This window comes from Chryseobacterium sp. Marseille-Q8038 (genome assembly GCF_965111995.1).
On the sequence record NZ_CBCOPN010000002.1, the window covers coordinates 340,135 to 352,719 of the forward strand.

The 12,585-nt window shown below is 37.0% G+C and carries 12 protein-coding genes; 1 reads left to right on the plus strand and 11 read right to left on the minus strand.

What is annotated here, in order from left to right; translation table 11 throughout:
* The first annotated feature begins 296 nt into the window (after positions 1-296).
* On the plus strand, positions 297-2,087 hold the full coding sequence (locus ACWPWS_RS15420) for an endonuclease (RefSeq protein WP_454047109.1): 1,791 nt from the start codon (positions 297-299) through the stop codon (positions 2,085-2,087).
* A 173-nt stretch (positions 2,088-2,260) separates the two neighbouring features.
* On the opposite strand, the gene ACWPWS_RS15425 is transcribed toward ACWPWS_RS15420, so the two are convergent.
* The 11 genes from ACWPWS_RS15425 to ACWPWS_RS15475 all read right to left on the minus strand — a co-directional run bounded on the left by ACWPWS_RS15425 (position 2,261) and on the right by ACWPWS_RS15475 (position 12,570).
* Entirely contained in the window at positions 2,261-2,977 is a 717-nt protein-coding gene (locus tag ACWPWS_RS15425) for a hypothetical protein (protein WP_454047110.1), read from the minus strand.
* A gap of 104 nt (positions 2,978-3,081) precedes the next feature.
* Positions 3,082-3,732: a hypothetical protein gene (locus ACWPWS_RS15430; RefSeq protein WP_454047111.1), complete on the minus strand. Its 651-nt coding sequence runs from the start codon at positions 3,730-3,732 to the stop codon at positions 3,082-3,084.
* Positions 3,733-3,750: 18 nt separating this feature from the next.
* On the minus strand, positions 3,751-4,524 hold the full coding sequence (locus ACWPWS_RS15435; RefSeq protein ID WP_454047112.1) for a hypothetical protein: 774 nt from the start codon (positions 4,522-4,524) through the stop codon (positions 3,751-3,753).
* A 4-nt stretch (positions 4,525-4,528) separates the two neighbouring features.
* Positions 4,529-4,897, minus strand: coding sequence for a hypothetical protein (locus tag ACWPWS_RS15440; RefSeq protein WP_454047113.1), 369 nt, complete (start codon positions 4,895-4,897; stop codon positions 4,529-4,531).
* Complete coding sequence (locus ACWPWS_RS15445) at positions 4,878-5,438, minus strand: LemA family protein (protein ID WP_454047114.1); 561 nt, start codon at positions 5,436-5,438, stop codon at positions 4,878-4,880. Before ACWPWS_RS15445 ends, ACWPWS_RS15440 begins: the two co-directional genes overlap by 20 nt.
* Positions 5,438-6,088 carry a hypothetical protein gene (locus ACWPWS_RS15450; protein WP_454047115.1) on the minus strand — a complete coding sequence of 217 codons (651 nt, stop codon included), beginning with the start codon at positions 6,086-6,088 and terminating at the stop codon, positions 5,438-5,440. The genes ACWPWS_RS15445 and ACWPWS_RS15450 overlap by 1 nt, the downstream gene beginning before the upstream one ends.
* Before the next feature lie 13 nt (positions 6,089-6,101).
* Positions 6,102-6,701, minus strand: a complete 600-nt coding sequence (locus ACWPWS_RS15455) for a hypothetical protein (RefSeq protein WP_454047116.1) — start codon at positions 6,699-6,701, stop codon at positions 6,102-6,104.
* Between the two features lie 5 nt (positions 6,702-6,706).
* On the minus strand, positions 6,707-9,538 hold the full coding sequence (locus tag ACWPWS_RS15460; RefSeq protein WP_454047117.1) for an OmpA family protein: 2,832 nt from the start codon (positions 9,536-9,538) through the stop codon (positions 6,707-6,709).
* Positions 9,539-9,549: 11 nt separating this feature from the next.
* Positions 9,550-10,038: a DUF4280 domain-containing protein gene (locus ACWPWS_RS15465; RefSeq protein ID WP_105681118.1), complete on the minus strand. Its 489-nt coding sequence runs from the start codon at positions 10,036-10,038 to the stop codon at positions 9,550-9,552.
* 29 nt (positions 10,039-10,067) lie between these two features.
* The gene (locus ACWPWS_RS15470) at positions 10,068-11,111 is read right to left on the minus strand and encodes a hypothetical protein (protein WP_454047118.1); all 1,044 of its coding nucleotides are present in this window, start codon (positions 11,109-11,111) and stop codon (positions 10,068-10,070) included.
* 43 nt (positions 11,112-11,154) lie between these two features.
* Positions 11,155-12,570, minus strand: a complete 1,416-nt coding sequence (locus tag ACWPWS_RS15475) for a phospholipase effector Tle1 domain-containing protein (protein ID WP_454047119.1) — start codon at positions 12,568-12,570, stop codon at positions 11,155-11,157.
* Between the last annotated feature and the right edge of the window lie 15 nt (positions 12,571-12,585).

Below are 12,585 nucleotides of genomic sequence, written 5' to 3' on the forward strand. Positions count from 1 at the left end.
TGTTTAATGATTCGTGAGTTTTGTATGATTATTTTTAGATTTTGGCTGAAATCACATAGATTTTTGATTTATTTTATCAGTCAGATCCTTCGACTACGCTCAGGATGACAGCCACTCCTATTGAATTGAATGCAGATACAGATATTTAATCGCAACATCATTCATCATTCATCATTCATCATTCATCATTCATCATTCATTACTTATTTTATTTACATGCAGTGCATTTAAAATTAACGATTTTGTAATTTTTTATTTACAAAAATTGTAGTATTCTTGCTTAAACTTGTATTAATATGAAAAAAGTTATTTTATTTTCTGTATTTGCGGGACTTGCCCATGCGCAGGCTCCTGCAGGATACTACAACTCTGCCAACGGACTGAGTGGCGCGGCGCTGAAAACCGAATTAAGCAGCATTATCTCTAACGGACATATGGATAAAGGCTATAGCGGGCTTTGGACAGCATATAAAACCACTGATATTGATAAGGATTACGAAAATGACGGAACTATCCTTGATATTTATTCAGAAAGGCCTTCCGGCGTTGACCCTTATAACTATACTCCGGGAAGTGATCAGTGCGGGACCTATTCTACTGAAGGAAATTGCTACAACAGAGAGCATATCGTACCTCAAAGTCTTTTCAATCAGGCTTCTCCCATGGTTGCAGATATTCACTTTATCAGAGCTACAGACGGAAAAGTAAACGGAATGAGAAGTAATTATCCTTTCGGAAAGGTAGGAAGTACTTCTTTTACGTCCCAGAACGGTTCAAAGCTTGGAACTTCTGCTTCTTCAGGATATTCAGGAACGGTATTTGAGCCGATTGATGAGTTCAAAGGAGATGTGGCACGTATGATTTTCTATTTTGTAACCCGTTACCAGAGCAAACTTTCTACATTTTCATCAGGAAACATGTTAGGAAGCTCTACTTTTCCGGGATTACAGACTTGGGAGCTGAACGTTCTTCTGGCATGGCACAATCAGGATCCGGTTTCTCAGGCTGAGATCAAAAGAAATAATGCTTCATATACTTTTCAGGGGAACAGAAACCCTTTCATAGACAATCCAAATTATGTAAACCTTATCTGGGGTTCTCAACAGCCTTCAGGTGATACTCAGGCACCTACTACGGCGACAGGTCTGAATGTTTCAGGAACAACTTCCAGCAGCATTTCTCTGGCATGGAATGCTTCTACCGATAATGTAGGGGTAACAGCTTATAATGTTTACATGAACGGAAATCTGCAAACTACAACGAGTTCAACTTCAACAACAATTTCAGGGCTTACTCCTTCTACTACTTACAGCTTTTATGTTGTAGCGAAGGATGCAGCAGGAAATTCGTCATCGAACAGTTCTACGGTTTCCGGTACTACCAATTCTGGAGGTACTACTCCAGGTACCAACTGTGCCAATGAAAATTTTGAAACTATTCCTGCAGCCAGCTCTACTTACTCAACCAAAACATGGAGCAACGGAGCTATTTCATGGACCGCCACAGATGCCAGAACTGATCAGACTCTTAATAACAAAGCAATTACGGTAAGAAACGGTTCTTTAACATCAGGCAGCTCTGCAAACGGTATTGGATCTTTAACAGTCACTACACAGCTTAAGTTTTCCGGAACTAATGGTACTTTTGATGTAAAAGTCAACGGAACAACTGTAGGAACTATTCCTTACAGTGCGTCATCTACAACAACGACTATCAATAATATCAACACTTCCGGGAATGTAGTGGTAAGCCTGGTTAATAATTCATCCAGTAACAGAGTGGCGATTGATGATCTTGCATGGACGTGCTATTCAGGGTCAAGTGCAAGAATGGCTCAAAGTACAGCTATTGAAACAACTTCTAACAGTTTTAAAATCTCTCCAAACCCTATTACCAATCAGGAAATTTTTGTGAAAGGAGATCTTCAGAAGGTAAAAAAAGCTGAGATTTATAACCTTCAGGGGAAAACTCTTCAGACGATTGATCAGCCTTTCAGAAATGGAAATTCTATTAAAACCATAAATCTTGGTCAGGGAGTTTATATTTTGAAGCTGGATCAGGTGACGATGCAGTTCCTTGTAAAATAATTCAAATACTGATTTAATATAAAAATGCCGGTCTTTTTAGATCGGCATTTTATGTTTTTTAAAACTCAACGGTTTCTTAATTGACCGGATTTTTAACGCAGAGGTTTTATTTTTTAATGCTTTATTTTAAGAGAGCAAAGAAAGATCAGCAAGCTGATTTGACTAAGCAAATGTTATAGAGAGATTTTATCCAGATCGGGATATCCTGATCCTTTGAGAAGGTCTTTCCATTCTTTATTTTTGAACACGAAAAGATTGCAGCGGTATTCCTCAGGTCTGTTATCTATTTTGGTTTCACAATAGTAATAGAGCATATCTTTGTTTCTCCATATGGCCACTTCCTGTCTCATTTTATTATGAGTATGGATGATTTCATTGTCTTTAACTTCTGATTCAAAACCTTCGCGGATGGTATCAAATCTGGGTTTTTGGAATGTTTTGTTCAGATTATCCAGAAGTGCCGTTTTTTCTTCCTCTGTATAGATATCAAGCTGATACATTCCCAACTCATCTTCTTTTTCGTTAGCAAGCGGGCCAATTTCCTGATCTACTTTTCCGAAGTGTAAAATTACTTTATTGGTATTTTTATGATTCTTTCCTTCCAGATCTATTCCATTGAAGTGTAATAATTCTTTTGATGAAAAGGCCAGTTTTTCATTTCCAATCAGGGTCACTTCATTGGTTCGAACAGCTTCTTTCTCTGTTGCTCCGGCAGATTTTAAAATTTCATTGATATTTTGTCCCACAGCAACTTTAGCAAGATTGAAAGGTTCTGTCTGAGTACTTCCCTGTGTTTCAACCAAAGACTCAGTATCTTTATTTTTCTGATGGCCGCATGAAGCAATCGCCAAACAGATTATTGGTATTACTATATATTTCAATCTTTTCATAATGTTAGTGTTAGTATGCAGTTCTCAATAATAAAACAGAAAAAAGTGGATTCAAGTATCCGGAATCTGTTTTTTTATTTCTTCATCCTTTTAAAGGCTTATTTTTAATTCATATACTTATACCACGGAGAAGCCGGAGGTGTGGGATATTTTAACCCGAACACAGCATTATTACGATAAGCCTCTTTGGTTACTGAAATATATTTATTTCTTATTTTCCCATCATCTTCAATGGAGATACTTAGTATGGAATAATTTTTTCCATCATCCCAGAAGAAAGAGGTTGGATAAGTAAATGAATTTTTCTCATTTGGATTCCATGAAACTTTTTCGGGAGAAAGTTTTTTCAGTTTCTCAAAAATAGGTTTTACCAGTTTGGCATCTACGGTTGCTTTATCAGTGATAGAAGCTGTAGGATTTCCATGTTTTTTTACTATTTTTTCTGCAAATTCCAGAGAGTTTTTTTCGGCAGCATTGGTGTCTAGTGCTCCTACTTTTCCTTTGTATATGGTAATCCTTGTTCCCATGGTATTATCTAATGTTATATTTCCATAGGTTATTCCTTTGTTTTCATCTGCATAGTATTGAATAATATCGGCTTTTGCGGCATCTTTCATAAATAAATCTTTGTTTTCAAAGTCGTATTTTTTGGCATCATCGCCTAATGAAACTGATGAAAGGTCAAATGATTTATTTCCACAACAGATATTGATTAATACTGCAAAAAGCAGCAAGAAAATGTTCCGCTTTTTCATAGAATAATATAAATGTAATTAGATTATTTCAAATTCTTCCTTTCCTTCCGGAATATAAAATGAAATATCAAGCATCAATTCTTCTTCTGCTTCCGGGTTTTCCAGATATAAAGCAGATTCTCCGTTTGCCCTTTTTAAAAAAGCGACTTTATTTTCTGCACATACAAACATAACGGCATCTTTAGAAACTGGTTGTATTTTAAATCCGGATTTGAAATCTTTTACAAGATCAGTAAAACGTTCTTCTGATTCTGCTTTCGACAGATACATTGAAGCGGCCATATTTTCCTCTCTTTTGGAAATTAATTTTTTATAATCCTCAAATTTATTTTCTCTTATTAATCTTGATATATGATCATAAGCCTGTTCCAGTTTTTTTCTGTTGTCCTTAATATCCTGCAGATTTCTTCCGTTCTGCCACGCAGAAAGCTGATAGGGAACTTCTGCTTTAAAGGAACCCACATGTTTAATAACCTGTTTCTTTTTATCTTCTATGGCTTCAGAACGATAGTCACCAAACTGTTGGTCAAAGACAAAATCATTAGCCACATCAAAAAGTTTAATATTAAATTTCAATTCTGATTTAGGGTGCAGCTGCAAATCGCCGATATTGGGTAAAATGGTTGCTGATACAGACTGAACACCACTTTTCAGTATGGCAAAATTAATCGGAATATTAGTAGCTACCTGCCCTTCAACATTCATATGAATCACAGGATAATCATTAATCCTTATCTCGAACAAACAGGCTGATGCACTGAAATCGATCATATAATAGGGTTGTTTTATCATAATTTTAGTTTTTAATGATTTTAGACCAATCGGTAAACATTTTACTGATGGTATTGGTATTGAGGATGCTAAAGCAAAACATTCCCAGGAGAATAGAGCTCCAGCACCACGCAAGTTTCACTCCGTTCTTATCTGTTATAAAAAAAAGAATCAGCATAGTGACTGTTCCAAAAAAGAATGTGAAAAGCAGGGTGTATAGTATGGCCTGAATAATATACATATTGAATTTCAGTTTTCTGAAAACCCAGCCTATCATACTGACCACCATAATCAGGCCTATAGGAAGCAGCAATGCCCCGAAAAGAACAATTTCGGGTTTTTCCATCAGTATACTTTCATACCCGAAAAATGTATTAAAACTGAACTCCTTCATATTGTTTTTCCTGATTTGAAACTTCTAATAAGGTTTTGTCTTTATAGCTTAGCATTTTTGCCAGAATAACATTGGGAAATTCATGAATTCCTATATTATAAAGGCTTACGCTGTCATTGAAAAATTCTCTTCTGTCTGCTATTTTATCTTCCATTCCGGAAACTCTTTTCTGTAGTTCCAAAAAGTTATTATTAGAAAGAAGGCCCGGATAGTTTTCTGAAACGGCAAAAAATGATGAGAGTGCTCTTGAGGTCTCGTTTGCGAGTTCCGTTTTTCTGTCAGAATCATTCGTGGTGTTATAGAAAGTTCTAAGCTCAGTCAGTTTGGTAAGCAGATCTTTTTCATGATTCATAAACTGTTTGGCAACGTTTACAAGGTTAGGAATTTCATCGGCTCTTTGTTTTAAAATAACATCTATATTCCCATATGCCTTTTCCACATTGAATTTCAGCATGACAAGCTTATTGTACAAACTGATGAAAAAAGCCAGAATGGCTATGATAAGAAATACGGCGATAACGATGGCTACAATTTGATCCATTATTGTGATAAGATTAAAATCATTACTATAAGTATAATAATACAGGTTACCAGAAATGATCTCAACAGAGGCTGGTATTTATTCCAGACTGAAATTCCTGCTGCAGTGGTAATTCCTAAAAGCTTATGACCTGTATCTTTTTTGATAAAGGCTTCACCGTTTCTGGAATCAGCGGCACCTACCAGCAGCATTTCCTGACCAGATTTAAGCAATGTTTCCTTATATCTTTTCTGTCCGTTATAACTTACATTTGTTTCTTCGATGAATATCAATTCTATCCCTTCCGGATGTACTTCAATAGTTCCTGTATCATCCTGCATCTGAAAGAGATTACACTGGGTTTCTTTATGAATGGTTGTATAAGAATTTTTTCCCTCCTTATCTCTTGTAACATCTTCAATCGTATAATAATATCCTATGCATTCTTCTCTTGCAACAGGTGAAATCAAAGGTTCTTTCATAATCAGTTTCCCCTGAATTTCTACCAGTCCCATGGCCACTGATTTTATTTTGGATGTAGGTAATGATGCCTGAATTCTTAAAAATCTTTTTCTAGAATTAGGAAGCAGTAAAACAACTGCAATAATAGAAAGTATAATTAACGGTAAATACGTAATTACTTTTTCTGCATAATAATCATAATTATCCATCAATAAGAGTCTGCTATGGAGTATAAGTTTTTACAAGATGTGCCGCAGCAGTTTCCTGTCCGTCTGCGGTCTTCACCTGATTGTCTACAATATAGAGAACAGAGGAAGTATTGGGCTTATTATTGGTGTATTCATAATATTGTACCAATACCATGGTTTTATCTTTCATATCCCATAGATAGGCTGCATTTCCTAATATTTTTCCTTCGCTGTTCTTTGCGGGAATTCCGGCAAGAACCTTAGGATTTTTGTATTGTGATTTCAGATAAGCCAAAAGATCATTTCCTGCAGCGGTATCTTCCCATTCTATTTTTATTCCTTTTGTAAGTTTTTCCGCAGGATTGTTTATTAATAGTCCTACTGTAGAGCTTTTTACGTTATTTTCTTTATGTTCCGGAAAGGAGATATTCCCGAATTTGTATCCGGCTACATCTTTGGTATACGCAATAGGGAGTGTGGTTACAATTTCCCTTGCTTCTGTCTGATACTTGGTATCTTTTAAAACTTCTTTATACCCTTTGGAAAAATCTACTTTCTCCAGGTCTGTCTTCTGTTGTGACTGGCATGATACAAACATGATAAAACACAAAATTATTAAAACGATCTTTTTCATATTATCTAATTTCTTATTAACGGAATATCGGCACTGAATCCGAAAAGTTCTTCGAGACTTTTGATGACATCAAATTTAGGTACAATTTCGTTAAATTTACCTTCTGCGATAATACCTTCATCTTCCGAACTTCCTTTAAGTTCTGCCGGTTTTTTATTACCTCCTCTAGGTATTTTCTTTTTGGCGGACATTCCTACTTTTCCTTTGATCACATATTCAGCATTGAGCCCATCGAATCCTAATTCCGGACGGTAATTTAATCCTTTATCATCAAATTTCACACCATGCCCGAATGTAATGGAAGCTGATCCCTTACCGCTCATCTCAAAATATCCTTCTACTTTAACAATAACAAGATTGGCTTCTGCTTTTGCCCAAACTCCTGCTTTCAATTCAATTTTAAGGGTATTTTTTGCTTCTATTTTTCCCTGCGTGTCCCCTTTTTCACTTACGGTATTGAATGAAAAACCAACTGAAGTTTTGATTTCACTTGAAATAACGAGATCAATATAAACATCTGAGCTTAGTTTAGCTCCGAAATCATCATTCCCAAATTCCACCCCTGTGTTCATCTGGTCTTTGATCACTCCATATAATCTCACCGCTCCCGGCGCAGCAGTTCCTCCACTTACCGCTCCTGCAACAAGTCCAACAGCCGTACAGAGAAGGTCAACAGTGACCTCTAATCCTATCAGGGGTTCTGCATTAAAAGATATATCAACCTTTGTTCCTAATCTTTCTATTTCTGTATTTTTCTGTTTGGCTCTTTCCAGGCACCATTCTCCCTTCAGATTAATATTGGGTGGTTTGATGGCAAAAGTTACCGGAAGACCTTTAAAACCCATGTTTCTAACTTGTCCTTTAGTTTTGTTGGTAATACCATCAGACATTGCTCCGAGTGAGCCAAAAAGATCATAGAGCTTTTTAAATTTTGTTTCGTATTCTCCTTTAAGCTCTTTACTTCTCTGAAAATTTCCGCTTCTGTTCTTTTCCCATTCACTTTTCAGGCTGAATCCGAATGAAGCATCTTTTTGTTTCCATCTTCTTTCAGCGCCTATTTTACCGGCTTTTGCCTGTAGGTCTTTATGTTTTGCAGCGGGCTGGTTTTGCCATTTTACGCTAAGCTCATTGGTAAGATTAACAAAGAAAGTTAGCGTCCATTTAATATCCGGATAGGCCTTGATTAATACAGTGGTTCTTTTTTCATTACTGAAATACCTGCAGGTATGGGCATGCAAATGGAACTGGTTTGGATTGGCCCACATAGGCCAGATGTAATGTATAGGCATCGTATCAAATTTGGATAAATCTGAATACACTCCATAATTAAATGAAGGTGTAGTAAAGGTCTTTACGGTGTCTCCTTTATCGATGGCCTGGCCTACATCTACGATCAGGACCTGTTTCTTATGTTTTCCTTTGCTGTCTCTGAAACATTCATTGGTTTGAAAACCTGTAACATCAATCGTTAAGTCTTTCTTCATAGATACGCTAGGCGCTGTCACTTCATAGTTAACAGTCTGGGCATCATGGGCATTGAACACGAATGAGATATCTACTCTACGGTTGTTTTCGTAGTCTTTTTCATTTTTATATTTGATATTATCTCTTCCCTTTTTATCATCTGTAGGATCTACTTCTCCTTTTCCCACAGAGATTATTCTTCTGGGATCTAATCCACCGTCTGCAAAGAATTTTTTGACAACGTCTGCTCTTCTTTGGGAAAGTCCTTTATTATAATTCTGTTTTCCAATAACACAGGCATAACCACTCAGATTCATGGTGGCATCTTTATGTTCTAAGAGGAATTTGAGTACATTATTCAGAATGGCTACTCCGTCTTTATCTATGACTGTAGAATCAAATTTATAAAAGATTGTTCTCTGAATATGTTCCTGCAGTGCAGGCGATTGTATTTGCTTTACACCGTTACCATTATCAAAAACTTTAACGGTTGTATTATTAGCCTTACCATCTTTTATTTCACTTTCTGTAATCTTAATGACTTCAAACTTACAAGGTTCCAGTCTGACAGAATTTACATCCGGCTTATAAACTTTAGTCGGGGTCTGGTTCTGGGCTCCGTTGGTATTGGTGGTAACAACTTTATTTTTCACATTAAGATAAATGGCATGAAGATCATCACCCAATTTATCTTTGATGTATTGTTTTGAGGCGTTATCCTTTACTTTAACATAGAATTCCTCTACATTCTGGATATTGTCTACATAGGCCATCCAGGCAAAGGTATTTTCTATTTTGAGATTTACCTCACCATCTATGACCTGTACATTGTTGTAGGTATGTACCAGCTTATCTTTTTTAGCATACTGCTGATTCCACAGCTCGATACTGACTGTATTTCCGTTAAGACCTTCCGTCATCAGGTTCAGGTGCACAATGTGTCCGTAGGAAATATATTCATTCTTTTTATTGTTTTTGATGCTTTTGCTGTTTTTCTGGGTAGACCATTTGCTGCTGACAATTTTGGGATCACACCAGCCTTTTACATATATTCCTGTATCATTTTTGGGGTCTCTTACTCCTGACAGGCTGGCTTCAATATAAAACTGATAGCTTCCACAGAACTGTTTTCCAATTAAAAATTTATATCCTGTAGCAGAGGTTATCTGATTGATAATAATTTTTTTGCTGCTGTTCTGCCTCATCCAGGTGAGAGGTTTCTTTTTGTCTGCGTCTGTAGTGCCTGGTAACCATTCGCCCACGCCAAACTGTACCCACTGATCCGGCTTTATAGTAACCCTCTGTCCTAACACAGACATTTTGGGATAATACAATCCGCTTACAACTTTTATTTTTTTTACACCTTTTGCCATTGTATTATCATTTAGATTGCACCATCCTGCCCTCCTCCAGAAGGCTGTTCGTTATACATTTCTTCGGAATCCACCAACGGATTGATCTGCTGCTGGACATCTTTGTCAGCATTTTTAAAGTTCTGCTGGCTGGCTTCAGCTCTCTGCCCATGGTCTATAATCTCAATACATGGAGTTCCGGCAATAGCACATACTGCTTTGCTGTCTTCTACAATGATATATCCGCCATTGCTGAGCTGTACTTTATCATAAAACTTCTGCCATTCTGTAACCATAATTTTGCAGGGAGGTGGTGGGCCACCCATTTTGGTACAGTTTCCGAATGTATTTTTTTCAAATGTGGCTGCTCCAATTTCTTTCGTGGTAACGATCAGTTTTTTGGAAGCGCTTTTATCATTGGCATATTCTTTTTGGTGTGTAAGTACTTTCAGCTTGTCCGGAACCTGTCCGAACTGGCATTTGCATAGGGCGCCCTGTACTACAATATGTTTTTCTGCCATATTAATTTTATCTTTAGTGAAATGGTATTTTATTTTTCATCAATTCCTGAAACTGATACTGAAATCTTTTTTTCTTCCTGCAGCATGATACTGCATTCCAGGTAAAGAGATTCCGGAAGTGAAGTTTCTCCTTTCAGATAGCTTATGAGTCTGAAAGTTCCTTCTTCATTCATCACAGGTTCATCTTCTATAATCAATGAAAAAGGTGATCTTCTTATAAAATCATCAATATCTCTTTCTTCATATAACTTTCCTGTTCCTTCTATGGTAATCAGGCCTGTTTCTTCTTTCAGCGGATCTGTTTCCAGGGTAAATTTATATCTGGGTTCAATTGCATTGTCCACTACAGGAAAAGTTGTTGTCATCTCAGTTCTGTATTCCTTTCCAAAACTCTGGTATATTCCAAAGAATAAAGTGCGGATGAAGTAATCATTTTTAAGGTAAAGATTGATGGCTTCAGGCTGGCTGATTATTTTTTCAATCTTTCCGCAGTATTCGTCTACGGTTTCGCCTTCAAATTCTTTGTATAATTCTTCTTTTACAGCCGTCCATCTTTTAAGAAATACGTCAGCATTTTCTACGGCTTCAAATTTCCCGTGTTCATCTGTACTAATCTGTAAAGGATATAAAACCTTAGAGGTTCTGTAAGCCAGCAGGTCTGCAATTTCATTCACTTCTTCTTCATTAAGATAAAGGTTGGATGTTCTGTCTATTTCAAAAAAATGAATTCCTTTATCTGTTTTTAACCAGCGAACAGAGGTTTCATATTTTAGTTCGTTTTTAGATTCTCCTTTTTCAATGGTAATGACGACACTGTATCTTCGTACTGAATTTTCCGGCTGAAGGGTAAGACTGTTTCCTTTCCCGAATTTTACCAAAATATTTTTATCTGCAACCGCAGTTCTCGGAACAAAAAGTTCTTTCTGCCCGTTCAGGTTGATCAGAATCATATCCTTAACCGTGCAGTGATTGTTATGAAAGAGTTTTAATGCATCTTTATCCAACCCGTACAGCGAGGCTATACTTTTTAAAGTTTCATCTTTCTGAACGGTATGTATATTATATTTCTGCATAAAAATATTCCTGCTTCAATTCTTTTCTTTATTTGATATTTTATTACAAATGAATAACCCTTGTTCTGTTAGGTCTTGGATCCATACCAATACCTTCTCTTCTTGCTGACCAGTGGAGATATTCATGGCGAAGCTTTCTTAAATCATCCTGTTCCTTTACTTCTTTCTGATAAGCTGTCTGACGGCTTTCCGGGATTTCGTTTCCTCCGTAGGCATCCCGCAGGGCTTTATAATGTTTGAAAGAGTAAGGCTGGCCATCTCCCATCACGTAAGTTCTGAGACGGTCTTTTATTCCTATTAAAAACTGATCATCCAAAATAGAATATTTATCGTCTGTCAGTTTCTTTATGGTAATAGGAAGATTTTTATCTACCCCATATTCCGCCATAAAATGCAAAGGAATGTAGCTATATGTCTTCAGCAGCTTGCGTGTTCCTCTTAGTGATAAATAGAATCCGGGGGTAATGGTGAGCTCATCTTTATGATACCAACCTTCATTTTCAAGCTCTGTTTTTAATGCTTTTAATTTGGTACTGGTAGTCCATGAAGTTTCAACTTCTTCCCATGTTTCCTGTCCGTTTTCGTAAGCTCCACCTACATCACAGTGTACCCCGGGGAATGTTTTTTCAGTTCCGATATGCACTCTCGTAAGGTCAAAATTTTCCCTATGTTCATCTTCTGCAGTAAAGTGAACTACGGTCTGTGCTTTTCCGATATCATTCAGGCTCAGTTCTTCGACGTCATTGCTGAAATTAGGTACTGGCGACAGGTATTTTGAATAGGAAGAAACAGTATCGTAAATTCCCAGGAATCTTACTTTCAACACATCTACTTTTAATCCTGCTTCTTCTAGTTTAAGGCCAAGGTGACCCCATTTTGGAAGTTCTTCTGAGGCAACACCCTTTCCATCATCATCGGAATACGTTGTCACCGACACCGCTTCATTGGCAACGGTTCGGGAAGTGGCTTTATATTTTGCTTTTCCGATTTCGTATACAAAATTACGGGCAGCAGCAGCTCCACGGCTAAATCCGAATACATCAAAAGTAAGCACAGCAATTTTATCGGCTTTCTTTTCTGCTTTAATGGTTTTCACCTTTTTTACAATTTCTTCACAGCCTTTTCTCACTTTCGATCTGATTCCGGTTTCTCCTGTTCCGAAAGCATATCCCAACGTAGCATCGCCTTCCTTATCCTGTGTACCGATACCTTCTATATAAATGCCGAAGTTTTTATCATAGTTGTCCCACATGCGGGCAACATTGCTCCAGTCATTGTTGTAGCTGGTGTTGTCTGTCGCTTTTCCACCGTGTTTTTTATGGGCATCTGTTCCTTTTTTTCTTTCGTCTGTATTGGTTTTATTATTCAGGGTTCCGTCAAAAAAAATCCCAATGGTAATATCCAGTACTTCCTCTTTGGATACAGATGGTGTATAACTTCCAAATTGATTGTTGTGCATAGTTCTTGTTTTTAA